This window comes from Seongchinamella sediminis (assembly GCF_003457605.1).
Taxonomy (GTDB): Bacteria; Pseudomonadota; Gammaproteobacteria; order Pseudomonadales; family Halieaceae; genus Halioglobus; species Halioglobus sediminis.
In genome coordinates, this window is record NZ_QRAN01000027.1 from 1 (window position 1) to 24,875 (window position 24,875).

Consider the following 24,875-nt stretch of genomic DNA (forward strand, 5'->3'; position numbering starts at 1 on the left):
CGGTCACCCTCTTCGAAAAAATCCCTTTAAACAATGACTTTTTCGATACCAAACATATCCTGGAAGATGACATGGTTTCTAACCAACTGAATTTGTTCAACAATTAACCGGACGCTAGTGAGGAAAAATAATCCATGGACGCATACGCCCTGGCAATAATCGCCTCCGCCAGCTTCTTTCTGGCCGGGCTGCTACTCGGTGTCTGGAAGTACCGGGGAATGGCCACCAGTGCAGACGGGGTGGCACATCCCTATATTGATATCGCCCACAGGGCGGCCCTGATGTATGCCTTTGCCTCAGTCATGATCGCGGTGTTTGTCCAGATCAGCCAGCTTTCGGCCCGAGTCGAGTTACTCGCGGTAAGCCTGCTGGTGGCTTACTTCGCCATGGCGATCATGACTTATATCGTCCATGGCCTGCGTAAGGACACCGATAATCAGGTCAGGGATATGAGCGCCTTTGCAGTGGTATTCATGTGGTCGCTGATCGCGGCAGAAATCGGCGGCTTCCTGATTATCTTCTATGGTCTGATACAGGCGCTACTGTAATCGGCAGGCGCTGTCTCCGGCTCTCCCGCGGAGTCATGGCGCGTACCTTACCAGTGCCAGTTGATCTGGGCGATCCACTCCCGGTCTGCCTGCGCATCCGGATAGGCTGTATTCATGCCGAAGCCCTGGTGAAACTGCAGTTGTATGCTCCAGGGGCCGAACAGGTAGCCCAGACTCAGTTGCAGGTAGGCGTAGTCATCGCCCGCAGTTCCTCCCTGTGTCACCCAGCCTGCGGTGCCCGCGCCCAGCAACTGCGGCGTAAACGACCAGCGCCCGGTCACTGCTCCCACATGCTGGTGTTTTCCCTGGCCCCACAGGTCCGGTGTATAGGTGTAATCCAATACCAGGTGAGGCGAATACTCCAGGCTAAGCGTGGTCTCGCGGTAGTCCTGGGAGCTGCGGTCCGTGTCCCACGGGTACCGGTACCAGCTCTGGACAATGGCCAGGTTCCAGCGGGCCGCTGTACGCCACTGATAACCGATAGCGGCCATGGCCTGCCACTCGTTGTCGCTTTCCGGGTAGGGATAGGGTTTGGGCACATTCAGCTTCGTCAGCCAACCGTGGGCGAACAGACCTGTGCGGTGTTCCAGGGCAATATTCAGGTGGGGAATCACGTCTTTTTGACCCAGGACAACGCCCCGATTGACGAAGCCGCTAGCAACGCCAACTCTGCCTGACCAGGAAAATCCGGTAGTGGCAGCGTTGGCAGTTGCGCAGAAACACAACGCAGCCGCCGTGAGCACCGGGCACAAGTCCCTAGTGTGCATGACTGGCCTGTCGCGCGAACCACCGGTCGGGTTCAAGGTGTTCCGTGAGATCGCTTGTGGTGGTATCTGGATCGCCCTGTTTTGCAACTTCGGGACGCAGACCCTGGCGCAGCATCCGGTTGAGCCAGTCCGTGCGATGCGCTGCTGACAGCCTGCCTTCGCTTTCCAGCGACAAGGCCGTCAGGGCGGTCACCAGGGCGGTCGCCATCGACGAGCCGGAGTAGTAGTCGTAACCACCACCCGGTCCTGTGCTCAGGACTTCCGTCAGCGGTGCCCGAACTACCAGTGTTTCCTTCTCGGGTGCATTATCAATGTATTCTCCGGATTCCTCCCGCACTGCAATAACACCCGGTAGCAGCGCCGGATAGCGCTGATGACCTTGCCCCGGGTCGGCTGCGGTAATTAACTGGCCCCGTACCAGGGCTGCCGCCACCAGCCTGGCAACCAGGGGATCAGGAGGCCCTGACAGGCTCAGATTGATTATGTCCAGCTGCCTGTTGATGGCAAAGTCGATGGCGCGTGCCACGGTAAAGCTGTCGCACTCCGCCAGGCTGGAATGACTATCGAGCTGATGGCAGGCCCTGAGGGAATGAATCCGTGCATCGGGTGCCAGACCGACAATGCCGAGTTTGTTGTTCGCGCGTGCGGCGATAACACCTGCCACCGCGGTACCGTGAATACCGGGGTCCGGGGTGCTCGCCTCTCCGACCAGGAATACTTCTTCGCTGGCGATCTGGTGGCGCAATTCCGGGTGCCTTGCGTCCAGACCGGTATCGATAATTGCCACATTCACGCCCAGGCCGGTTGCACGTTGGTGTAGCCCCAGTACAAAGTCCTGCGCGTTGCCATACTGGAGAGCAAAATAGGGGTCGTTGTACTTAGGGCCCGCACGGGTCGAGTACCGTTCCAGGCGCTGGGCGCTCTCCACGCGAGGATCTGCATTCAGGCGGTCAATCAGCGCCTGGACGTCCTCATCGGGGGGCATGTTGTAGAGGCCGCAGTAAACGCCCAGGGATTCAATCACCCAGCCGGCCCGCTCGGTAATTCTGTAGTCCCGCGCGAGGCGCTGCAGTTGTTGCCGTGTGCTGAGGGGGGCGTCGTAACGTCCCCGGTAACTGCTGCTGTTGAAGGCATCGAGCAAAGCGGCCTCATGGGCTTCGCCGAGCGTCACCGTGACCAGGATCCGGGGCGCGGGTCCCGGCGACGGGTGAGATACCTGTTCAGGTAATCCCTGGCAGGCGCACAGGCAGCACACCAGCAACAAGGCGGCGTAAAACAGGGTCGGGTGAGACCGGGGGCTCATCGCAGTTCAGCGGTCACTGTGGGACGCCAGTTCCGCCAGCAGGACTTCCGGCCGGGCGCGCAACTCGTCAAGAACATCTTCTGTTGGCCTGTTGCCAGGGGGGACCACCAGGGTAAAACTGCCGCGTGCTGAGGGGCCGTCGACCACCCGGGCACCCAGCTCCCGTATCACCTTCTGCACTGACCCGTGTCGCGCTTCATCGCTGAAAACCACCCGCAAGGCAGGTCCCGTGATCACAGACGGGGTGGTGGGGACAGTGGACCGCGTTTGATAGGTTATCGGTGTTGGTGCAACGCTGAGCGCCTGCCACTGGAGCGCCACTACGACGCCGAGGAACACCGCGGTTGCGGCCAGGGCAAACCAGGGAGGGGATGCCCTTCCCCAGCGCCGCTTCCGCTCATCGCTGGTCGTGTTGGCGAGGTGTCTGAACAGTCGAAGCCGGTTGCCATTGCGTGTATCCGAGGCCAGCAGGGCTTCCAGATTCCCGGGGGGGTGCGACATTGTCTCGACCCATTGCAGGTCGCGGCGATGGGCCGCGGCACAGCTCGCACAGGTGGCGATGTGTTCCTGCACCTGCCGCTGTCGCCTGCTGTTCAATTGGCCGTGAATAAAGGCGGGTAGCAAAAGCGCAACCTCTTCGTGGGAAATATCAGTGCGTGAGCGTGTCATGGAGTGGTCTTCTCGAAGAAATCATCCGCTGCGAGGGCCTGCTTGCCTTCGCTCAATAGTGTGTGCAACCTGCGGCGGCCGTAATGCAGTCGGGTTTTGGCGGTATTAACCGGACAGGCGCATACCTCAGCAATTTCCTCGCAGCTCATGCCGTGGAAATAGGCCAGTTCAATCGCGACCCGGTGATCTTCACTCAGCTGTCCCAGGGCCCATTCCAGGGCGTCCAGCGTGGCCAGGCGACCCTCGTCGAGCCCCGGGCACGCACAGGGGACGGGGCCTGCGACGATACGTTGCCAGGCCCGTTCGCGTTGCAGTCTGTTGAGAGCGCAGTGCCGGGCAATACCCAGCACCCATGTCAGCACCCTGGAATCGCCGCGAAAACTACCCGCCTTCTGCCAGACCACCAGCATGACGTCGTTCAGGACCTCCTCGACTACCGACGGGGATTGCGTGTGGCGATAGATGAACCTGACCAGGGACGTGTAAAGCAGGTCATATAACTGGCCGAAAGCCCGCAGAGAGCCGCCGGCAGTGCCGGCGAGTAACTCCCGATGATGCCGGTCTTCCGCGTTTGCCTTGCTGTTGCGTTCCTCCATGGCATCCTCTGGGCTTCACCGACCGGCCTGGCTCGCAACAATTGCGTGGTCGCCAGGGACGCGGACCACTACGCAGTGGCAAGTGCCTAATTGGTTAGTGTCGGAATTTCCGGTCCCGGTTCAATGCGCAAACTTTTTTTTCTCTGATTGAACCGGGTACGCCAAAAAAAGCCACTCACAGATAACAGCATAGACAACGCACAGTACCGTGCAAATTCAGGCCAACCGTGGAGATTCCTATGCGCCCAGGTTTTGCTTACACAATGTTGCTTGTCCCCCGGCTCTTTCGGCGTTCTCCGGGCCGCGCCCTGGCAGGCTGCCTGCTTCCCCTGTTGGTCGCCCTGTCCGGTTGCAGGATTGTGATACAGACACCGGAGCACGGCTATGTGGAATCGGTGTCGGGTACCTATCGCTGCGACCCTGACAGCACCTGTGTCATCGACGTGGATGATACAAGTTTTGACGAAATATTCCTGGCGCTGGCTACTGATGACAGCGTTGAGTTCTCCCACTGGCGACGAAAATTTCGCGGTGATGGGGGCAACTATCTCTGCGGTCCCGGCACTGGGGAGTGTGCCCTGTCCACCACCGAATTCGGGGACTCGGAAATTCTGCTGGGAATCCTGGATTCCGATCAGGAGTTTCTTCTGGAGCCGGTTTTCAGTCGCGACATCGAAACCGGTGGGACAGTTCTGTCGGAGTGCATGATCCCGAAGATGCCCACACCGTCATCGAACTATGCGGCCTGGAACAACAATTGCAGCTTCCCTGTTCGCGTTAAATGGGTCGACGCGGATTCCTGTGTGAGCGGCTGTGGTTCCGGCGCGGGCAGATTCCAGCAGACTGACCCGGTAGATTCATTCAGTGAAGACATCGCCTGGGCGGTATGCCCACGCTCAGACGGTCCGCCACGAGACGCGGAAGGAGGTCCGTGGCAGGGACGCGCCCAGTACACCTGTGACTCCAGTCCGGGCGTGCTGTTCAGTAGTCTCGGCAATCCGCTTCCAGCGTCCGCGACCCTGAGCGAGATTCAAGCAGATATTTTCAACCGCTCCTGCGCCTTTTCCGGTTGTCATGCCGGTGCCAGCCCTGCGGCCGGACAGAACCTATCTGCAGGGCGGTCGTTCTCCAACCTGGTCAACGTGCCCAGTTCGCAGAATTCGGCATTTATCCGCGTGCTGCCGGGGGATCCGGACAACAGCCTGTTGATCCGGAAACTCGAGGGACCAGTGCCGTTTGGTTCACGGATGCCGCTGGGCAGACAGCCGCTCGAAAGTGAGGACATACAGTCCATACGCGACTGGATCAGCGCTGGCGCCCTGGACAATTGATCATGGGTAGACAAAGGCCTCATGTACTGGCACTGGCAGCCTGCATGCTCTGGGCGGGATTCGGCGGGCGGGTTTTAGCGGAGCCCTACATCGCTGTACGCAGTGGTCAGCCCTGCCATGCCTGCCACAGTAACAGTACCGGCGGTGGCATGCGCAATACCGTTGGCTACGTCTATGGGCGGAACGTACTTTCGGTGCGGCCACTGTTGGAGGACGAGCGGGAACCGGAGTGGGACGTTCTGGACGGGATCCGTCTCGGGGGAAATGCCCGTTACAGTGCGCGGCAGTTCGAAGCGGATGACGCGGACGGAAATCTCGAATTTGTGACAGACAGGGTAAGCCTGTACGGGCAGGTCAGACTCAATCGCGTCGTGGACTTCTATGTCGACCAGCAGGTGGCGCCGGGAGGGTCGTTGAACAGGGAGACCTGGGGTCGTGCGTCCGGGGAAAAGTGGTACCTCAAGGCGGGTAAATTTTTCCTGCCGTACGGCTGGCGGCTGGAGGACGACAGTGCCTATATACGGGAAGCCACCGGGATCAACTTCTTTTCACCGGACAACGGTATGGAGGTCGGTTACACCGGAAACAGTTTGCAGGCGCAGGCCTCCGTAACCAACGGCAACGGCGGAGCAGGCGAGAGAGATGATGGCAAATTCTTCCTCGGACGCCTGAACTGGATAGGCCGATTTGGACAGTTGGGCATCAACGCGGGGCTGAACGACTTCGACGACGGAGAACGTATGCTGGCAGGGATCACCGCGGGTTTTAATACCGGACCGGTCACCTGGCTGGCGGAGTATGACCGTATCGAGGATGAGCTGAATGATTTTGCCGATGAAGAGCAGGACCTGGCACTGGTCGAGACTAACTGGTTGATTGTTCGCGGCCACAACCTCAAATTGACCCTGGAGTGGCAGGACTTCAAGGGCGGTGGCGACAGGAACCGCGCCAGCGTAGTCTGGGAATATTTCCCCTGGTCGCACACGCAGTTGCGCGTTGGTTACCGGGCCGAGCAAACAGACGACCTGCCTTTCCCGGACGAGGATGAGCTCTTTGTGCAGGCCCACCTCTATTTCTAGATAGAGAGTTGCTCATTGGAAAATAGCACTCACCCGGGATTCAGTGCATCCGGCTGACCAGGTCCCGCTGTAAGCGCCGGCAGATAAGCAGATATCCCGCCCCTGCCACCCCCATCACCAGGATGATCCAGCTGAGTGAGTGGCGCAGCCCCTCCGCGCTCGCCGCCAGGCATACCTGGGCCTTCGCCTCACCCAGTTGGGTGAGCAGGACACTCTCCGCACCCTTGCAGGCCTGCAAACTGAGTTCCGCGGCGTGGGGCGATGCCTGCAACAGCACATCCATCCGCAGGTCACTCAGTAGCCCCCACCCACAGCCGCCCGAGGCCATAGCCGATCAGGTTGACGATAAACAGGAACAGGGCCACGGCGGTGGCCCGGGCACGGGTACTCGCCACACCCTGGCAGATCGTGTACTGGGCGCCGAGGTAGCTGTAATGCAGTACCGAGGCGACAAGCAGCAGGCCCAGGGCGACGCCCCTGCTGTCGGCGGACAGGCCGTGTACGCGCTGGAAGAATGCCGCCTGGAAATTGATCATGCCATAACCCACAAAAGCGACCAGTGCGGCGGCATAGACGTTTAACCAGAACGTCCGCTTGCTGGCGGGTTCCGCCACGGTTTCGCGAAATCCGAGGCGCTCCACCTCGGGCGTGCCGGGCGGGTCGGCATAGCCACGCGGCGGCTCCCTGATCACGAACAGCAGTGCGAGGCCGATAACGACCCCGGGTATACCCAACACCAGGAAGGCTTCCCGCCAGGAAAACATGTCTGCCACCGGACCGCCAAAAGCATTGGCCAGCACACCGCCGATAGTGATCCCCATGGAATAGGTAGCCAGGGCCCTGGCGCGGCTGCGGGGTGGGAAGTAGTCGGCGATCAGGGAATTCGCGGGCGGGGTGCAGCCGGCCTCACCGATACCCACATCGATGCTAAACACCAGGAGGGCGAGAAAACCATTCGCGATACCACAGAGCGCGATCATGCCGGACCAGAGGATGACACTGACCGCGACAATACGTACCCGGATATAGCGCTTCGACAGGCGCCCTATCGGGATGCCCATCAGCGTATACATCAGTGCAAAGCCGAAGCCGGACAGCAGGCCGAACTGCCAGTCCTGCAGGCGGAATTCCTCGATGATGGGCTGGGCGACAACACCGATCAGCACGCGATCAATAAAGTTGAGCTCTACCGGCAAGGTTCTGTATACCCTGAAGACACCTTATCGCGACGGGACAACGCAGGTGGCCTTCGAACCCGTCGATTTCATTGCACGCTTGGCGGCTCTCGTGCCAACACCGAGGGTCAATCTCACACGATTCCATGGCGTCCTGGCTCCGAACCACCGCTGGCGAGGGATGGTCACGCCAGCCAAACGCGGCAGAGGAGTGAAACGAATCGCCAATACTGAAGTTCGCTCACCCGCTGAACGGCACGTCGCGATGTCCTGGGCCCAGCGACTCAAGCGAGTATTAATGGGGCGGCCATCCGCATCGATATTGAACTTTGTGGTCGCTGCGGTGGATCCGTCAAAGTCATCGCTTGCATTGAGGATCAGGACATCATACCCGGTAAAGCGGGGCAGGCCCTCGACCGGAATCTGGCTCATCTTGAGAGCAAGGACCTAACCTGGTATCACGAGCGCATTACCGGTCTCGCATCATGCTCGCCAGAGCGACGACGGGCTTTACCATGGCTCGTTTCATACGCATTTTCATTGGCAGGGCGCCGGGCGCGCGGACGGGAATGACTTTCTCTCCCGAGCCGGCATGCTTGGGGAACAGGCGTAGCGCGTTTTCGCGATCGACAAGCTTGCGACCATTCTTGTCAAGATGCTCGGAGCTTTCCAGTTCTTGTATCTGCATTGCGGTGATTGGTGCAGGAGCGAAGGGGAAATCACTCCCGAAAAGTATGTGCGAGGGATCTACCAGGTGGTGAAGTGCCTGCATCACCGTTGGCGAAGGTGACAGGGCAGTATCGAAATAGAAGCGCTTGAGGTAGGTAAGTACGCCCTGAGGCGCTTTCTCAGTCAGGTCCGGTAAGAAATTAGCAAGCGACAGACGCCACGGGATGTAGGGCACGAAACCGCCGGCGTGGGCGAGTATCCAGCGGATCTCCGGGTACTTCTCCAGCGTACCACTAAACATCAGGTTGCAAGCCGCCCGGGTAGTGTCGCAGAGGAACTCCATCAGGAAACCCGGCATGTCCAGGCCAATCGCATCGGTGGTGGTGTGCAGGTTGGGGTGTATGAATACAATCGCCTGACGGCGGTTCAGCTCCGCCATCAGCTCGTCCAGGGTGTCGTCGCCCAGGAATACGCCCTGGGTGCTGCCCAGCAGCACCACACCGTCCGCATTGAGAGTGTCTAGCGCGTGAATCGCTTCTTTACAGCTCTCTTCGCAGAACGGCATAGGCAGCACGGCAAAAAAGCCGAAGCGACCGGGGTGTCGGGAGACCATGTCCGCGGCGAATTCATTGCAATCGCGCGCCAGACCCACCGCGTGCGACACCGGGTCATCGGGGCGTAGATGGACTCCTGGTGCAGATAGGGAGACGAGGGCAGTCTGGATCCCGTTGAGTTCCATGAGCTCTAGCGATGCTTCAGGGCTCCAAGACGGCAACGGCGCGCCGGCTACTTCCGTGATCCCGCGCCGTTCCATGGCCTGGGCGAATACAGGAGGAATGAGATGGTGGTGTACGTCGATGCGACCTGCCATAGGGTTCAAGCTCCAGTCCAGTATGTTGCATTCTTGGGCGTAGACTTCAGGCGGGGTGCAATCGCCCTTCTAACACGCTATCCCTATTCTGCAGCGCCCTGCTCCAGGCATCCATAGTGCTCTCCTGTGCGACCAGCGAATCGACTACCCAATCGAATTCTTCATATCTGGCATCGAATTCGAGTGCATATGACCGCTATGAGGTGCGGATTCAATCAATGATCAACGCCGACGTCTGCTATTTCAGCGAAAGCGGACAGTTTCGGCATAGGTTCGAAGTTCGGTGGAAGAAAATTCTTACTATTCTTCGACTTACCGGAAACAGTCAAATCCACCGAACTCACCCAGGTTCGGGATAGGATCGGTTTCGGTAGTTATATAATTTCCCGCAAGAAAACCGCTTATTTTTCTACGGCTTAGCGGATCGAAAAAGGCCTCTGAAGTCCCCTCATAATCGGCTGGTCGAAGACGGCGGTCCGACGCTTCGGCGGCCGCTGCCGTTCAAGTCCTTCTGGGCCCACCATGTTTGATAACATTCAATGATTTATAGGCTCTTATTCCTCCCGACTATTACGGCGTGGATTGATGACACTCGCAGTGTGGAAATCGGTGCGGGAATAAACTGTATAATCCAGTCTCCACGCGCCCGTAGCTCAGCTGGATAGAGTAACTGGCTTCGAACCAGTTGGTCGGGAGTTCGAATCTCTCCGGGCGTGCCAAACTTATCCAGAACGTTCTCCCTCTGCTCCAGAGTGGCCGCCTCTCGGCAATTCCCGGGTGAGGCAGGGTATACCCACAAGCCTTCCCAGATTCCAAAGAGGCAGCGACATGCCCATCCAACCTGGGTTATGGTGGGACCACCCATTCCATGACGGTCGCCTCCCATCGATAACCACTACAGCGGTCCCGTAGTCCCACTCCGGTTTCGATACCAGACCTTTGAGCTGGGCAGCGAAGACATTCACCTTCGCTCACTGCGCGACACCCAGCAGTACAGCGATCCCGCCGGCACGGCCCACGACCTGGGTATATCCGCCGCGAACTGGTCCCTGTTCGGCGTGGTCTGGGATTCCAGTCAGGTACTGGCCCGGTTGATGGTGGACTTCGAGATCGGCGGCAAACGCATCCTGGAGGTGGGCTGCGGCATGGCTCTGTCCAGCCTGCTGCTCAACCGCCGCGGAGGTGACATCACCGCCACGGACTACCACCCGGAGACCGGGGCTTTCCTGCAGATCAATACAGGGCTCAATGAGGACCGCGATATTCCCTACTTCCGAGCCGACTGGGACGCGGGGGAGATTTCCCATGGACTGTTCGACCTGATCATCGGCAGCGACCTGCTTTACGAGCGCAGCAAGGTGCCATCCCTGGCACGCTTTATCCAGGATCACGCCCTGCCCCGTTGCGAGGTCCTTGTGGTGGATCCGGGGCGGAGGCAACAGGGTCAATTCAGCAAGCACATGTCGCACTACGGCTTCAGCTATCGGAAGGAGATGCCTGGAGCCAGTTCACACCTGGAGAAACCCTTCAGCGGGTCGGTGCTGCGCTTTCGTCGCGGGTAGCATCGCTGGCGGGAGGGCTGTTTACTTCTTCGCGATCGGTTCCTCTAGTATTTGTCTGGCGAATACTTTTCCCTCAACGTACCGTTTGTACTCGACGAACCCGACGCCAGCTTTTCCTTGACAAAACCTTGTGGCAACTGGAATGACGTCGGATGCGTAAGGTTGGCTGGTTTTTTGTATGGGAGTACTTCCAGTTTTGCCTTACACTCCTCAAATAATCCACGTGTGAAGTTCGAAGAATTTCGATAAAGGCGCCAAAGTAATTCTCATAATCGGCAGGTCGAAGGCGGCGGTCCGACGCTTCGGCGGCCGCTGCCGTCCAAGTCCTTCTGGGCCCACAATATTCTATAAATTTTATAGAGTTAGCTATAGCGAGAGCATCCGATTATTTCGCGGGGATGGGCAAGATTCATAGACCCACAGTCAGATGGTCGATCAGCAGACCGCCGGCCTCGCCCTTTACCAGTACGAGGCCTGCCCTTTCTGCGTGAAGGTGCGCAGAGCTATGAAGCGCAATGGACTCAACATCGAGACCCGGGATGTAAAGCGCTCGGATTCTGCCCGGGAAGAGTTACAGGCTGGCTGAGGGAATCTGAAGGTGCCCTGCTTGCGCATCGAGGATGACCAGGGCCAGGCTGAGTGGATGTATGAATCCTCCGATATCATCAGATACCTGGAGCGCATATTTGATCCGGCAGCACACAACCCTGTCGCTGCACAAATCACACCGACTGTTTCCGCCACCCAAATTCGCACAGGTAACCACCGATGAGACAAGTAGACATCACCAGAGAGCCGGTTGAGCTCCATAAGATACTCAAATTCGAGGGACTGGTGAGCACCGGCGGTGAGGCAAAATTACTGATCGGGGACGGTCAGGTCACTGTAAATGGCGAGGTTGAGACCCGGCGGCGCAGGAAGATGGTGGATGGCGACATCATCGAATTTCGGGGGGAGCGACTTCAGCTGCGGCTGGTGTGAGGCCGGGATTGGTGTGCCTCTGAGACCGTCTAGAGTCGCACGCTTTGGCAGCCAACCCTTCGCCTTTCGGCCAAAGAGGTCATTGGAACTTTGGAGGCGCAGTAGACGGATTTGGTTGTTTGGATGTCACGCTCACACTCACTTCCATTCGTTGAAAGGAACCTTTGTCCCCGATAAAACTGCCCGCTACCGGTATGGTCTGGCGTATGTGGCGTGCAACGGCGACCGGGGCAAGGTTGTGGCCGCCGAGACTTTGGTTCGTTGGATCAAAGGTGATCCAGCCAGCGCCGGGCACATAGACCTCCGCCCACGCATGGGTGGACCCGCTAGCAGTTGAGCCTATTGTGTCCTGCTCCGAATCGTAGAGGTATCCCGAGACAATGCGCGCTCCAAAACCAAGGCTACGCACAGCATCGACAAAAAGTGCAGCGAAATCACGGCAGGACCCTCTGCTACGAGCGAGGGTTTGTTCGGGCGACTGCGTGTACTCTTCCTCTCGAACTTCATAGGCCACCCGTGCCGCGACACCAGAACATATGTCTTTCAACAGGCCGAGAGTATCAGTCGGGTTACCTGCGACGAATCCTTGCGCCCAGTTGCGGAGCTGTCCGTCCGAATCAAGATAGCTCTGCAGCCGCAGCGCGCCAAGGTCAGTCATATCGTCGTCGGTCAGTAGAAATGGGTAGCTCGCAGCTGAGGCAGCGATGTCGAAGACGGGCCAGCGGTCCATATCCAGCCTGAGCTCGGCCATGCTATCGAAAACAAGCGTGTCGGACTCTTCGGAAAACACCGCAGTGGCAACGGCGTTGCCAAGTACATCTTGCGCCCATGTTACCGTCGCCGCGGGCTTGCACACCAGATCATATTCGAGGAGCCGCAGGTTCCTGCTCTCACGTGGACGAAGCATCAATCGATGTGGGCCAAACTTTAGCGGCTGCCGGTATCGGTACGTCGTCCGATGATGAATTGAGAGCGTCGTCAACAGAATTCCTCTTGGAGAAAGACATTATAGACCTTTATTGCTTGTGTGTGACGAGACCCTGTCTCCTGAGGTTTAAAGTTCCGCTTCGAATCGATTTGAGTAGTCTAACTATGCGAGGAAGGAAGCTCTCCGTACAGGCGAACAGAGGCAATACCGTCGATGGGAACGAACCTCGCTGACAGACGGCTAAAGAAATGGCGTTTCTTTGTTGATTTGCACCCAAACTTGACCCTGCAATTGTACTGAAAATTGTCCCGGGTGAACGTCGCCAAGTCTTTGTTATTCAGAAATATTTTTGCGGATCGATGGGTAACTCCGAGATGCAAAATTCGCCTCTAAATGGACCAGATTTCGATGCAAACCAACAATCTGGAGTTACTGCGCGCCTTCAGCCAGGTGGTGCAGGCATTCCGGCGCACCGGCAAACCGGTCAGCGTGTGCGGAGAGATGGCCAGCGACCCCGGTTGTACCTTGCTGCTGCTGGGACTGGGTTTCAACAGCCCGAGTGTTAGAGAAGCTTGACGGTTACAGGGTACTGGTTGATCGCATCTGGCCCCGTGGCCTGAAAAGGAGCGAGGCTTCAATTGATCGCTGGATGAAGACAGTTGCGCCGAGCACGGAACTGGCGTTTGCCTTTACCAGTTGAGTGTCCTATACTCGTTTTTGTTAAAAATCACTATTTTTATAGGTTTTTTTCAAAAAATGAACACCGCGCACAGTCGACTATACGAGCCACCTCTCACCTTCCTCCTTTAAACCAAACGTCTGCGGACGTTTGGTCAGGTTTTCTCTCAATCAGTCATTCACCTAATGTCGTCCAGGCCTGTGTGCGCCTGCGCGGGGAGTTAACATGTACTACCACTGGAAGTTGCAGAATAAATCCTTACTGGCGGGAGCCCAGATATACAACCGGCCGTATCTGTTGGCGAGCGCCCTGCATCAGCTGGAGCGCCTGGCTGAGGAAAAAGGCGACATGCGAAGAAAGGTACCGCGCGCCGGCCCGGGATCTATCGTCGACTTGTTCGACCTGGAAGACCAGAGCACAAGCCGGTTGCTGCTGGTAATGCCCCGCGATGCGGACCCGGAGCGACGCAAGATATCCGTGCTTTCGCCACTGGGTTCAAACTTACTGGGTCTGAAGAAAGGAGATACGTCGCGGATTAATCTGGGCGGGCGCAGCCTGATGTTCCAGATACAGGACGTCCATCCTTTGTCTTAATCGCCTTTATAAACAGGAGTAAAGTCACCATGAAGCAGTCAGTTTGTCGCCACACTCAGCTATTTATCAGCGCCCTGGTCGAGACGGGATACGGCGGCAGTCCCGTTGCCAGCCGCAAATAGAGGATGCAATCATGAGTAAGGAAAAAGTGAAAAAAACGGCACAGAAGTCTTTAAAAGAGAAACGCCAGGAGAAGCGGGATAAGCGTAAATCGCTGCTCAAGTAAGCCACCCTTGCGGGGCGCACTCAGTGCGCCCCGAACCGACGGGGCGCCGTCGGCATGGTTCGATCAACGGGCCACCAGCGCGGGCGCGAAAACCACCTCTCCCCCGCCATCTCTGCACATAACCGCAATGTGCTCCAGCGGCAGGCCGAAACGGCTGAACTCCAGGTACTCGTACACTGTACCGTCAGTGTAGTCCTTGCGCAGCAACTCTTCGCCGGTCTTCCGGTTGCTGATAATCAGCGTCACCGATTTGGCGCCGGAGTGCTGGAACTCCACGAAACCGCGATTTGCCGAGTCCAGGGCCACCACCTCGCCTGCATTTACTCCCGCGGCCTCATCGGCTGGAGACTCCCCCCCGGATACTTTCCCTGCCGCGGGGTCCTCCCCTGTCCCGGGCGTGTTAATCGCCCCCATGGCGGCCGCGACCGCTTGCGGGTCAGCGCTGGCGCCGGCCTGCACCTGCGCCGCCATCTGCGTCGCCATCGTTACGAGTGCGTCGAGGTCGCCCTGGCGCACCAGCAGATCCTTGCGCTGTCGATTATCCAGCGCTCTGTATTCCTCGGGGGTCAGGCCCACATTCGCCGCCAGCCTGGCCTCCATCGCCGACTGGTACTGGTCAGCCTGTTGCCGCTGTTGCTGCCTCGCCTGCTCGCTCTGCCGTTGCGACTGCCGCTCGTTATAGACCTCGTCCCACGTCGGCAGTCCCGCCCCGGCCAGCTGCAGGCGCAGGTCGTTGCGCCTGGCGGTATAGCCAACGGATACCGCCAGCGGCGCTCCTCCCAGGCGGGACAAGGCCACTGGCCCCGCCACGGGATGACCCGGCAGATCTTTTATCTGCTCGTCGCCAGCGTTGAGAAAGGCCTCCAGATACTGTACCTGCAGCGGCAGCAAGCGTGTCTCCTGGAGCTGGCCGGAGGCGAGCGCGACCCGGCTCAGGGCGTTCTGCGACACAGCGCTGCGCCGCGCCCCATGCGCCTCGTAACTGACCGTCACCTGCCCCAACAGGAACAACTGCCCGTCCCGCACGTAAAACTCGCGCCAGTGCTCCAGCCCGTGTTCGGCCAACAGCTCGCCCAAGGCATATTCCACCTCGGTGCTTCCGTCGGCGCCCAGGCGCAACAGGAAGTGCCCGGATCGCGCCGGTGTGCTGCCGCGCCGCTCAAACAGCACGTCGAATCCACCGTCGGGCCTGGGGCTTGCCGCCAGTCGGGGAATACGTTCTGGCGGTTGATCCTGTTGTTGCTGCAGCATCGCCCGCAAGGCCTCCCTCCCCGCACCGGGCTCGATCACAAACGGTGCCGCGGCCCTGGTCAACGCAATTTTCCGCAGCTTGCCGTTGCGATCGATGCTGTAGAGATTGTGCGCCGTTTCAGGCACCATGGTGCCGGGCACCGTCGCCTCGTGGCGCAGCAGCGCGCCGCCGTCGTCGCCGGCCCACAGCCAGTGGTCGGCGGTGAGTATGGAGGGCTCGGCCACGCTCGCCTGCCAGCGGGTCTCGCCCCTGGCATCCAGACTGCGTACCAGCATCGCTCCGGACGGCAGGTCTGCCTGTTGCCGCGGACCGACCGCCGAGGCCAGTACCAGCCCGCCGTCGTCGGTCAGCGCGATGGCCTGCATGCCCTCTCCCAGGGAACGGACCAGACCGCGGCTGCCCGGCATTTCACTGAAGCCAAGGCTGGTCAAGCGCTCACCACCGCGCCAGCGTTCCAGCCCCTTGTCCAGCAACAGCAACGCCTCGTCATCGTGAAGTTTGCCGGTGGCAAACCGACTGCCACAAACCGCTGTTGCCACCGATTCCGGGGCCGGGGGAGATTCACCCACGGCCAGCGTGAGCGTGTAGAAATTGAGTGCGCAGCGCGCGCCGAAACCGGCATCACCCCGGTCCGGCCAGGTACCGTACAGCAGCGTGGTTTGCGTCTCGCCCACCCGCATGTCGTGTACGCTTATACCACTATTGCCGTCTCCGTTGAGCTGCACGGCATCCAGTGCACTGCCCACAGCGGGAGCCAACAGCGCGGTCGCGACAAGGCACTGCCGCAGCACGCTGTATGTCTTTGCTCGCCGGGCGTGACGCAGCCCTGGATGCCGCTCTGCGGCCTGGCGGGAGATGACAAAAATCTGGCGCGGGTTATTCATGGTTCAGCATCCCTGGAACACAAATGACGTCGTAAGTGGGGCGTGCAAGTGCCGACCATAGCACAAACTGCACCACCGGCGCCCGGGCAGTCAAGCCGCGTGGCTTTACCTGCGACCGCTGTCCCGATATGGTGGATACTCGGCGCGAAAGGAAGCTCTGGAACACCACCCGGCGGCCGGATCTACTAGCCGATGATCATCGCGCCACGCTGCCTTCGGGCACACACCGACACTCAGGGAACGAACATGCACAAGCTTTTCCGCCTGATACCCCCTTGCCTGCCGCGCCCCTGGCGTCGCGGCATGTCCACTTCCTGCCTGGCCGGCACACTGTGCCTTGGCGTCAATCTGTTGCCCTGTACGGTGGCCGCGCACCCCATGGAGTATCATCTGGCGCCACTTGATTCGGTGACGGTTGAACGCGTAATCGACAGCCTCGAGGGCATGGCGCGAGCATTGCGGGGCGCGGGCTTCCGCCTGCCAGACAGCAATCTGGGAGTCGCCGCGCTGGGCGCCGCCCTGGAGGACACCCTGCGCCTGCTGCAGGCGCAGCAGCCGCCAGCGGTAGCGGCCCCCGCCGAGGTCCTGCTGGCCGCCGGCTATACCGACCCGCTGGTAGGCCAGTTAAGCTGGCAGCTGGACGCGGAACGCGTGCTGGAATCCTACGAGGTACTGGCGCGGGGCCTGGACGCGGCCGCCGTTGACGGCGCCTTTATTGCTTTCGCCGAGGCCAGCGAGAACATGCCACAGGAAACGGCCCTGCACCAGGAAATGCGCTTGCTGCGCGATGCGGAACTGGTCCGCACCACCCGGAACGACATCGCCACGGTGACACCCTACCGCTCCAGGCTGGACGCCCTGGTGCGCTCGCTGGGAGTTCAGCCGTGAGCCCGGCCCGCCGGTGTACCGGCTTGGGCGCCAGGTATTGCGCACTGCTGCTGGCGTGTCTGCCGCTGGAACAGCTATTGGCGCAACCGTGGCCGGCCTCGCATTTTGAAGTGGTGGTGGCCGAGCCCGAATACAAGGAGCGCATGCGTCTGGATCCCATCGATAGTGTCATCTACAGCGCCCCGGAGGGTCGCCCCAGCGATGCCGGGCTGGAGCAGTCGCTAAACGAGCTGGCCGGGCGCATGCGCGCCGCCGGCCACCGACCACCGCGCCTGGAACCGATCGTCGAAAAGAACGGAAAGCCCGCGTACCGGGTATTCAAGTATCCCTTCAACGCAGCCAACAGCGGGAGCGGCTCGAGCAGCACGCTGCAGACCGCAGCCGTCTACTATGGCGCCTGCGGTGTTGATCTCGGCTGGGGAGATATCGTGCCCTGGATGGGGATTAATGATCTGCCAGGCCGCACCTCGAAACAGTTCCTGGGGAGCCTCGCCCACGAGCTCACGCACGCCCTGGCTGCCAACGACCCTCTGGGCGAGAATTGCAACAGGCACGCGTTTTCCGTCACCGAGGGCATCCCCGATGCGGTTACCATCTACAACTATCACACCCAGTATCCCGGCTATATCGGCCACCAGACCAGTAATCGCTCCAGCATTGGCCTGCGCAGTTATGCGCTCAACCTCACCTACGGTGACGCTCGCTCCAAGCCGGAGAAAAGCACCCTGGATACCGTGACCGGCTACGCCACCAGTTCCCTGTGGTTTTTCGTCGCCGAGCGCTTCGGCGGCATGCAGGTGTTCCCTCACCTGCTGTCGCGCTCCCTGCCGAAAAAGGCCAGCGAGGCTGAGGTGCTGCGATGGATGGACAACCGGCTGCAGTCGCTGCCGGGTCTGCGCGAGGCCGGCCAGAGCCCGGTGGAGCTGACAGCCCAGGCGGCGAATGATTCACCGGGCCTGTACGAAGTGTACCCGCATTTTGTCAGCGAGTTCGCCTCCTACGGCGGCGAGCGATACCTCAGCTGGGACAATCAGCGCTTCCAGGCTGGCAGCGATGCGGCGCGGGAATCGTGGCTGAAGTACGCCTTCAACGGCTGCCCCCGTTACACCCTGTCTCCCGGGCAGATGAACGCACGCGTTCGCTTCACGATGGGCAAAAATTCCGCACGCTGCTTCCGCCTGGCGCTACAGGGCTTTCAAGGCGAGGTAAGAACCGACATCGAGGTAATTTCCGACAGCCTGGCCAAACTCGACCAGTTGCACCTGGGCTGGGCCTGGAAAGACCACCGCGACAGCAGCGAAAACTGTTATCGCAAACGTGAGCAAATGAACAGCAAGTGGCCACCCTGTGTGCTCAAGGCCTTTTCGCAGACCGGCCCCAGGCCCGGTAGCTATGCCAGAACCTGGCCGCTGGACACGTTCGACTTCGCTGGCTGGAGCGGCGTACTGGAACGCACTTACATCGTTTCCAACATGGCGGCAAAGCCGTGGACAACGCAAAGCTATCTCGACCTCGAACTCAAGGTCGCGGTCAACGCGGCAACTGTCAACGGCCAGCCCGCGCGGCCAATTGGACCGCTGCCGCCACCCCCGGCGAAGACTGTGGTGAAGCCCCTGTCAAAACTGGACAGGAAAGACCTGTACGGCCTGCAAACAGAACCGCCACCGCGGGACGACACTGTCAAGGGCTTCGACCTCGTAGCCGAGGATGCCGGGGGGAGAACGCACGAGCGAGACTATGCCATAGTGATCGATCGTCTGAACTACGGTGTCAAGGGTCCGTATTTCGGTCATGTCACCCAGGTGGCGCGCACCGCCGTGGGAACAGGAGTGGCCAGTTCGCTGCATTGCCGCGGCGCCAAGGACAAACCCATCGGCACGGTGACGCAGTCGAACGAAGACGCACTGCGCCTGAGCGTGAACGCCGAGCTGTGCCTGGTCGACGCCAGCACTCGCACGCAATGCTCCGGCAGCGGGGGTTGCCCGGTGGTGGACCGGGTCAACGCCGTTGTCGACCTCGCCTTTGGCTGGCGCCAGTTCGGTGCAACCGCGCCCAGCGATATCGTTACGCCGGGCATAGAGCGCTATATCGCGACCATGCCGGGCTCGTGGCATGAGGCGATACGCTTTGGCGCCGGCACCGCCTTGCCCGGGACCGACGCCAGCGGCGCGGGCGATTCAGCACCGGGAGCGCCACGCGGTGACGACAGCAGCGGGCTCGTCGAATGCGCCTGCACCTGCACCGAGCGCAACGCATTTTTATCAAAGCTGGAATCCCTGGCGGCCGACGAGACCTCGCAGGGGGCAATAGCAATGCTCGGCGCCGCCAGCTCGGGTTGCGCCAGCCAGTGCCGGCGTGAGTATGTGATATGCGCAATGGACGAAGGCAGGGCGCGCCGGAAACAGGAGGAGGCCGCCCGCGCGGCGCAGGAGGCCAAACGGGCCGCCGCCTGTGACTGTAGCTGCGACGGCATAGATACCATGCTGCAGCAGTCGCGCAAGTTACAGGCGGTACAGGCTGCCGGCGGCGCCATCGACATGAATGAACTGATGCAACTGAGCACCTGCATGGGCAGCTGTAATGCGCAGATGATCCAGTGCATGACGCGGCAGCGGTAATGCAGTAGAACGGCTTAAAGACAGTGGATTCGACGGTATTGCCGAGACGGTTACCGTGCTGACGAATGCCGCAGCAACCCAATCCGAGGAGACTTCGCGTGCGAATGACCACGATGATCGCGAGCAGCCTGGCTGCACTCTGCCTGCCTCTGTTGGCAAACAACGTTACGGTCGACTACTACGAGGCCAATCGCCAGATGATCCGCAATGGAGTGCAGGCGGTACTGCTTTGCAACGGCTTGTATACCTCCAGGCGCACACTGGCCCAGGTGTTTGCCCAGGAACTGGCCTACCTGGACGATCCCCGTTTTGGCGGCAGCGTCGGCAGCCCGGAGGGTGGCAACTTCCGCATCGATCACCCGCACCAACTGGTCAATGTGGGCGGTGACAGCGACGGGGTGGCAATTTCCGCCGCCTTTCGCCAGGGGATTGGCTGCGTGGTGATGGCCCCCGGCATGGGTGAGGAGGCGATAGACCAACTGCCCTCATTGAGCCTGCCGACACCCGACATGAGCAACGTGCCCTGGCCCGACGGGGATCTCGTCGCGGAAGGCAAGTTGCCGGAGGAAGTTTCGGCGACTGCACTGCAGGCGGCATCTGACTGGGCCTTCAATCGCGACAATCCGGAGCAGGACACCATCAGCCTGTTGATCGTGCACCGCGGTCATATCGTGCATGAGCGCTACGCGCCCGGCTTCGATCTGCATACCCGGACCCGTACCTGGTCAACAGCCAAGAGCATTGCGGCGACATTGATCGGGATGCAGGTAGACGCGGGAAAGCTGGCGCTTGACGGCCCACTGCCCATAGACTGGCTGCCCGATATGCAGGGTGCGGGAGCCGACCCGCGCAGCGCTATCACCTTGCGTCACGTCCTGCACATGAGCAGCGGCCTTTACCCGGTGGACAGTTTCGGCATGGAGTATGCCACCGGTTCTGGCCTTGCCTACTGGGCAGGCGCCAGTTCCGCACAGGGAATGCGGGACCGTGGTCTGGTGCGCCAACCCGGCAGCCATTGGGAATATGAAAATTACGATACGCTGCTGGCGGTTTATGCCCTGAAGCAGTCACTCGAAGACGATGGCGCTTACCTGCGCTACCCGGGTGAAGTGCTGTTCCAGCGCATCGGCATGCACAATACCCTGGCCAGTACCGACCGCTTCGGCGATTTCATTTTCAGCAGCCAGGTGTATACCAATGCCCGCGACCTGGCTCGCTTCGGCCTGCTGTACCTCAATGGCGGCCGCTGGCAGGGCGAGCGCTTGCTCTCGCCAGAGTGGATCACCTTCTCGCGCACCCCGGCACCCGCCGCAGCGCAACGCGGCAACGACTACGGGGGTCAGTGGTGGCTGGTACCGGACGCCCGCAAGGGTGAGGTTCCGGCAGACGCCTTTACCACGGCGGGCAATCGCGGCCAGTACGTGATCGTCGCCCCTTCACACGACCTGGTGATTGTAAGACGCGGCCTTGACTATGGCCGCCAGGGGTTCGATCCATGGGAACTGCTGCAAGAAGTGGTCAAGGCATTCCCGAAAGTACAGTAGATGGCCTGGCCGCACCCAGCCGATCAGCCGGGTCGTGCCTGCTGCCATTGCCCAGGGGTGGGTGCCAGCAATCGCGATTCGGCAACGGCAGGGCGAGCACCGTCGAAAAGGGCTGCGGCTGCCATTCAACGTACTTCGGGCTGAAGCGAAATTCCCGGGCGGCGCGCAGCAGCTCATCGAGTGCATCGTGGGAAGGGGCCGGGGGGAGGACCCTCACCGACGCCACTTGCCCGTCCGCCTGCACCGAGAAGGCCAGCAGGGCCCGGGTCGGCTTCCGCTGGCGCAGGCAGGCGCCGTCAAATTCCAGCCGGTAAGGCAGGGGGTAGGCGATCAAACCCGGCTCGGCGTAGCGCGGCATCAAGTGGGGCCCAGGCTGGGAGGCCCAGGCGCTCACTACCCAGCACAGGGTCAGCGCCAGTAGTGCCCTGGACTTCACGGTGCCTTCTCCCCCGACAGGAGGGCCTCGTTGTGCGGCAACTGCAGCTCCCGGGCGATATCCAGCGCACGCCTGCCTCTGGCATCCCGCAGCGATTCATCGGCGCCGACGGCCAGCAGCGCACGGATACTTCCCTCTCCCAGCCACATCGCCGCAGCCCGGTGCAGGGGCGTCCTGTCGCGCTCGTCGCGCGCGTCGGGATCCGCGCCGGCGGCCAGTAACTGTAGCACCACGGCAGGCGAGTGCAGCGCCAGATGGAGCGCGCTTTCACCGTCGATATTGCGGGCATCGATATCGCGCTGGGCCAGCACCAGCGGCGCCAGGACTTGCGGCGGGTAGCGGGGCTCGGCCAGGGCGCGGTGCAGGGCCGTAGCGCCGTCGTAGGCCGCGGTATTAACCAGCGCCTCATCCTCGGCCAGCCGCATCAGCGTCGCCCGCTCGCCGTGCCGGGCCGCAGTATGCAACAGGGTATTACCGGCACGATCGCGTTCGTACAGGGATGCCCCCGCATCCAGCAGCAGGGCGAGGGCCTGGGGATGACTGCGGGCAGAATGAACCAGCGGTGCGTCGTCCGCCCCGCCCCAGGTGTGATGGGGGCTGGCCCCGGCGGACAGGGCGGCTCGCGCAGCGGCCAGCTCGTGGCACTCCAGGGCCAGGGAGAGTCGATGCTCCGGCTCGCGGTCGCGGTCCCGCAGCAGAGCGCGGTCGCAATTGCCCCGGCGTTGTTCGACATTTTTCCGCTCTCGTTCATGCAGCCAGCGCAACAGGGTTTCGGCCCGGAACTCGTCCAGCGCAATGGGTTCCTCCGTATAAGTCCGGGGATTTTCGGCAAAGGACAGGCCCCGGGAATCGAGTGTTAGCAGGGGCGGTCCGACTTCGACCGTCGGCAGGTAGTCCAATACCGGGCGGGTTGTCACCTCGGACAGCACCCGGGCGAGCCGTGCCTCGTAGGCGTCCAGCACGTCGCCGCCCGCCTGCGGCGGAATGCCCAGTCCCAGGGTGACACCGGTGTGAAGGAAGAAGGCATCTCGCAGGGCGGTAGTGCGCCGGGCATGGGGCTCCAGCACGATCTGCAGGAAGGCGGCCAACTCGTCTGCGTCACCGAATTCCGCGCGCAGGTAGTAGGCGAGCTGACCGGGGCCGTACTGGGAGCGCCCGGCACCGCCCCCGCGCAAGTGTATGCCCGGTTGACCCGACTCCAGCGCTACCGTGGCGAAGTAGCCCGGCGCGCGATAGCCGCGGCGGTGCAAATCCTCGCGCAAGGCGGCCATAAAATCCCGGTAGCGGATGCGATGGCGGTCGATACAGCCAGGGTCCGGCCGGCGCTGTTGGTGGGGCATGCTGAAGGTCAGGTTGTAATCCTGCCAGAGGTTCAGCTCCAGTTGCCGCAATTCGGCATGGGTTACCAGCGGGCAGTCGTCCGCACGCGTGCCCTGTGCCGCCGCGGCGCGATCCAGGCGCAGGATGGCGCGGCGATCCGGTGTGGTGGAGCGCTCCCGCGGGTAGTCTATATAAGCCAGCAGGGCCAGCTCCCCGTCCGCCAGCGCGGCATGGGTAAAGGAACTGCTCTCCCCCAAACCCAGGTAGCGGCGCCAGGTTGCGGCCGGTCCCTCCTCTCCCAGCAGCGCCCAGCCGCCCTCACCGCCGAAGTACAGCACCTGACCATTCGGCAGCAGGCGCTGTTGCTCCGGATTGACCCCCGGCATGATACGCCGCCGCACGCGCTCACCACTGTCCACTAAATAACTCTGCAACTCGTAGTGACCGCGGGCATCGGTGGCGCTGACCTGCACCCGCAGTTCGGCATGGCCGTCCGTCACCCGGAGCAGTTCGACCGTTTCCCCGCGTTCCAGGTCCAAATCCACTTCATGTTCGATGGTGCCATCCGCCGTGATCAGCCGTAGCGAATAGTACGAGGCGTCGCGACCGGCGACGTATAGCGCTGCCAGGCCGCCCCCCGGGCGGGGCCATGCCTGCCTTCCCAGCGAGCTATCACCGAGTGCGCTTTGCCACAGTACAGCGCCGTCACGGTCCAGTGCCAACAGGGCGTTCTGCGCACCGCTGGTGCGCAGGGCAAAGAGGCGCGTACCCAGCGCATCAGGCTGCACTTCACCGTAGAAGGGCAAGGGAAAGCGCCGTTCCGCTTCCAGCGGCCTGCCATCGGCCAGCGACAGCAGAACGCTACGCATATAGGGCCTGTCATCTGTGCCGCCGGGTTCACTGAACCGCTGCCACAGCAGCACAGCGTCCTCCCGCGGATACAGCCAGAAGCCCTCGCTGGCGGACTCCAGTCGCCGGCGCCAACGCAGCTGGCCCCGGGCGCTGTAGGAAAACAGGTAGGTTCCCCGGTCGATTTGCGGGCCGGTTTCACCCTGCCAGGCGCGCTGGACGGAACCGGCGATCAGATAGCCGCCGCTGTCATCCATGACAAAGGCACTGTCTTCGAAATAGGGCGGGAGATCCTCCAGCAACAGCAGCTTTTCATTATCCTGCAGCCCGGATCGGACCGGCATTGGCCGAATTTCCTCACAGTGATAGCGTGCCTCCAGGGTAAGGGCGTTGACGCGGGTGACACCGCAACCGACGTGGCGAACCAGCAGGAAGGGCTGCGCCCCGCCGTAGCGGCGTTCGATGGATTCCACTTTTTGCCCGGAACCCGGCAGGTTGGCCAGATCCGCGATGTAGGCCGCCTCAGCCACCGCAACGACCTCTTCTTCACCCGGCCACTCGCCTTCACCCAGGGCAACATCATTGCGCGCCACAAGACTGCAACCGACAGTGAGAAACTGTCCTTCGCGATCGAAGTGGGCATAGCAGTAGCCGCCGTCCACCGGCAGCCCATCGATGAACTGCCTGGCACTGAGTGTTTGCCATGCGCGGCCGCCACTGCCGCCGTGCTGCGACTGTAGAAAGGTCGTCCACTGGAGTTCGGGGTGGGCGGGACGCGGCTGGCAAAGATGGGCGTCCACCGCCGCCATCAGGCGCTCCCCCGCTGCAGCCGGCTCCGCCGCCATCTGCTTGAGATCCTGGGGAGGCAGCAGGGCCCGCCCCGCCGACGCGAGGGACTCCAAGCGCCAGAAGTCCCCGGCCAGCTGCTCGCGAAAGTAAGTGGACTGGTAATAGTCTACGCCGCCGTCTTCACTTCGCTCACAGTTGGCCGGGGCACCCGCCGCAGTGCCGGGAGTGGCCAGCCACAGCATCAGGCTGGCGGCGAGAGCCGGCCCCCGAAGCCAAAAAAGCAACAATGAGATGCAATGTACCAGGCTGGAAACGAG

Annotated in this window: 22 protein-coding genes, 1 tRNA gene and 2 pseudogenes; 14 read left to right on the plus strand and 11 right to left on the minus strand. The window is 61.2% G+C overall.

All coding sequences use genetic code 11. From position 1 onward, the window contains the following. Window positions 1-134: 134 nt before the first annotated feature. The gene (locus tag DWB85_RS17545) at window positions 135-548 is read left to right on the plus strand and encodes a hypothetical protein (RefSeq protein ID WP_117957144.1); all 414 of its coding nucleotides are present in this window, start codon (window positions 135-137) and stop codon (window positions 546-548) included. 47 nt (window positions 549-595) lie between these two features. Here the strand turns inward: DWB85_RS17545 and DWB85_RS17550 are convergent, their stop codons facing one another. The 4 genes from DWB85_RS17550 to DWB85_RS17565 all read right to left on the minus strand — a co-directional run bounded on the left by DWB85_RS17550 (window position 596) and on the right by DWB85_RS17565 (window position 3,883). Beyond that, entirely contained in the window at window positions 596-1,162 is a 567-nt protein-coding gene (locus DWB85_RS17550; protein WP_117957146.1) for a hypothetical protein, read from the minus strand. A 142-nt stretch (window positions 1,163-1,304) separates the two neighbouring features. Further along, window positions 1,305-2,618 carry a S8 family peptidase gene (locus DWB85_RS17555; RefSeq protein ID WP_117957148.1) on the minus strand — a complete coding sequence of 438 codons (1,314 nt, stop codon included), beginning with the start codon at window positions 2,616-2,618 and terminating at the stop codon, window positions 1,305-1,307. A 6-nt stretch (window positions 2,619-2,624) separates the two neighbouring features. Beyond that, window positions 2,625-3,287, minus strand: coding sequence for a zf-HC2 domain-containing protein (locus DWB85_RS17560; RefSeq protein WP_117957150.1), 663 nt, complete (start codon window positions 3,285-3,287; stop codon window positions 2,625-2,627). Beyond that, window positions 3,284-3,883, minus strand: coding sequence for an RNA polymerase sigma factor (locus tag DWB85_RS17565; protein WP_117957152.1), 600 nt, complete (start codon window positions 3,881-3,883; stop codon window positions 3,284-3,286). The genes DWB85_RS17560 and DWB85_RS17565 overlap by 4 nt, the downstream gene beginning before the upstream one ends. A gap of 227 nt (window positions 3,884-4,110) precedes the next feature. Between DWB85_RS17565 and DWB85_RS17570 the strand changes: the two genes are divergently transcribed. Then, window positions 4,111-5,214 (plus strand): hypothetical protein, encoded by a 1,104-nt coding sequence (locus tag DWB85_RS17570; RefSeq protein WP_133300666.1) that lies wholly within the window; start codon window positions 4,111-4,113, stop codon window positions 5,212-5,214. Between the two features lie 2 nt (window positions 5,215-5,216). Then, window positions 5,217-6,293, plus strand: coding sequence for a porin family protein (locus tag DWB85_RS17575; RefSeq protein WP_133300667.1), 1,077 nt, complete (start codon window positions 5,217-5,219; stop codon window positions 6,291-6,293). Between the two features lie 40 nt (window positions 6,294-6,333). Here DWB85_RS17575 and DWB85_RS17580 read toward each other — a convergent pair whose 3' ends face one another. Continuing rightward, the gene (locus DWB85_RS17580) at window positions 6,334-6,576 is read right to left on the minus strand and encodes a hypothetical protein (RefSeq protein WP_117957157.1); all 243 of its coding nucleotides are present in this window, start codon (window positions 6,574-6,576) and stop codon (window positions 6,334-6,336) included. A 7-nt stretch (window positions 6,577-6,583) separates the two neighbouring features. Next, the gene (locus tag DWB85_RS17585) at window positions 6,584-7,459 is read right to left on the minus strand and encodes an MFS transporter (protein WP_239017374.1); all 876 of its coding nucleotides are present in this window, start codon (window positions 7,457-7,459) and stop codon (window positions 6,584-6,586) included. Between DWB85_RS17585 and DWB85_RS17590 the strand changes: the two are divergent. Beyond that, window positions 7,452-8,041 (plus strand): annotated as a pseudogene (locus tag DWB85_RS17590) (transposase); the annotation flags it as partial. The gene DWB85_RS17585 and the pseudogene DWB85_RS17590 sit on opposite strands and share 8 nt — an antisense overlap. Here DWB85_RS17590 and DWB85_RS17595 read toward each other — a convergent pair. Further along, window positions 7,938-9,008 (minus strand): amidohydrolase family protein, encoded by a 1,071-nt coding sequence (locus tag DWB85_RS17595; RefSeq protein ID WP_117957160.1) that lies wholly within the window; start codon window positions 9,006-9,008, stop codon window positions 7,938-7,940. The pseudogene DWB85_RS17590 and the gene DWB85_RS17595 sit on opposite strands and share 104 nt — an antisense overlap. Window positions 9,009-9,650: 642 nt before the next feature. On the opposite strand from DWB85_RS17595, the gene DWB85_RS17600 reads away from it, so the two are divergent. From DWB85_RS17600 to DWB85_RS17615, 4 genes and pseudogenes are all read left to right on the plus strand, one after another. Continuing rightward, window positions 9,651-9,727, plus strand: a tRNA-Arg gene (locus tag DWB85_RS17600). Window positions 9,728-10,066: 339 nt separating this feature from the next. Further along, window positions 10,067-10,570, plus strand: a complete 504-nt coding sequence (locus DWB85_RS17605; RefSeq protein ID WP_239017375.1) for a class I SAM-dependent methyltransferase — start codon at window positions 10,067-10,069, stop codon at window positions 10,568-10,570. A 427-nt stretch (window positions 10,571-10,997) separates the two neighbouring features. Then, window positions 10,998-11,342, plus strand: a pseudogene (locus tag DWB85_RS19900) (glutaredoxin family protein). Further along, window positions 11,339-11,551, plus strand: coding sequence for an RNA-binding S4 domain-containing protein (locus DWB85_RS17615; RefSeq protein ID WP_117957164.1), 213 nt, complete (start codon window positions 11,339-11,341; stop codon window positions 11,549-11,551). Before DWB85_RS19900 ends, DWB85_RS17615 begins: the two are co-directional and overlap by 4 nt. A 79-nt stretch (window positions 11,552-11,630) precedes the next feature. Here DWB85_RS17615 and DWB85_RS17620 read toward each other — a convergent pair whose 3' ends face one another. Beyond that, window positions 11,631-12,533: a transglutaminase family protein gene (locus DWB85_RS17620; RefSeq protein WP_117957165.1), complete on the minus strand. Its 903-nt coding sequence runs from the start codon at window positions 12,531-12,533 to the stop codon at window positions 11,631-11,633. 354 nt (window positions 12,534-12,887) lie between these two features. Here DWB85_RS17620 and DWB85_RS17625 point away from each other — a divergent pair, with 354 nt between their 5' ends. The 3 genes from DWB85_RS17625 (at window position 12,888) to DWB85_RS17635 (ending at window position 13,752) form a co-directional block, all read left to right on the plus strand. Further along, complete coding sequence (locus tag DWB85_RS17625; RefSeq protein WP_205422794.1) at window positions 12,888-13,055, plus strand: putative PEP-binding protein; 168 nt, start codon at window positions 12,888-12,890, stop codon at window positions 13,053-13,055. After that, window positions 13,039-13,179 (plus strand): DUF488 domain-containing protein, encoded by a 141-nt coding sequence (locus tag DWB85_RS17630; RefSeq protein ID WP_117957193.1) that lies wholly within the window; start codon window positions 13,039-13,041, stop codon window positions 13,177-13,179. The genes DWB85_RS17625 and DWB85_RS17630 overlap by 17 nt, the downstream gene beginning before the upstream one ends. A gap of 204 nt (window positions 13,180-13,383) precedes the next feature. After that, window positions 13,384-13,752 carry a GreA/GreB family elongation factor gene (locus tag DWB85_RS17635; protein WP_117957169.1) on the plus strand — a complete coding sequence of 123 codons (369 nt, stop codon included), beginning with the start codon at window positions 13,384-13,386 and terminating at the stop codon, window positions 13,750-13,752. 289 nt (window positions 13,753-14,041) lie between these two features. Here DWB85_RS17635 and DWB85_RS17640 read toward each other — a convergent pair whose 3' ends face one another. Further along, window positions 14,042-16,114 carry a hypothetical protein gene (locus DWB85_RS17640; RefSeq protein ID WP_117957172.1) on the minus strand — a complete coding sequence of 691 codons (2,073 nt, stop codon included), beginning with the start codon at window positions 16,112-16,114 and terminating at the stop codon, window positions 14,042-14,044. A gap of 246 nt (window positions 16,115-16,360) precedes the next feature. Between DWB85_RS17640 and DWB85_RS17645 the strand changes: the two genes are divergently transcribed. From DWB85_RS17645 to DWB85_RS17655, 3 genes are all read left to right on the plus strand, one after another. After that, a complete protein-coding gene (locus DWB85_RS17645) occupies window positions 16,361-17,002 on the plus strand; it encodes a hypothetical protein (RefSeq protein ID WP_133300668.1) in 642 nt (213 codons plus the stop codon). Between the two features lie 77 nt (window positions 17,003-17,079). After that, window positions 17,080-19,620 (plus strand): hypothetical protein, encoded by a 2,541-nt coding sequence (locus DWB85_RS17650; protein WP_133300669.1) that lies wholly within the window; start codon window positions 17,080-17,082, stop codon window positions 19,618-19,620. A gap of 104 nt (window positions 19,621-19,724) precedes the next feature. Next, complete coding sequence (locus DWB85_RS17655) at window positions 19,725-21,164, plus strand: serine hydrolase domain-containing protein (protein ID WP_239017377.1); 1,440 nt, start codon at window positions 19,725-19,727, stop codon at window positions 21,162-21,164. On the opposite strand, the gene DWB85_RS17660 is transcribed toward DWB85_RS17655, so the two are convergent. Together DWB85_RS17660 and DWB85_RS17665 are read right to left on the minus strand one after the other, a co-directional pair. Further along, the gene (locus DWB85_RS17660; RefSeq protein ID WP_117957178.1) at window positions 21,139-21,600 is read right to left on the minus strand and encodes an energy transducer TonB; all 462 of its coding nucleotides are present in this window, start codon (window positions 21,598-21,600) and stop codon (window positions 21,139-21,141) included. The two genes, DWB85_RS17655 and DWB85_RS17660, sit on opposite strands and share 26 nt — an antisense overlap. Next, window positions 21,597-24,842 carry an ankyrin repeat domain-containing protein gene (locus tag DWB85_RS17665; RefSeq protein ID WP_162846188.1) on the minus strand — a complete coding sequence of 1,082 codons (3,246 nt, stop codon included), beginning with the start codon at window positions 24,840-24,842 and terminating at the stop codon, window positions 21,597-21,599. Before DWB85_RS17665 ends, DWB85_RS17660 begins: the two co-directional genes overlap by 4 nt. Window positions 24,843-24,875: the final 33 nt, after the last annotated feature.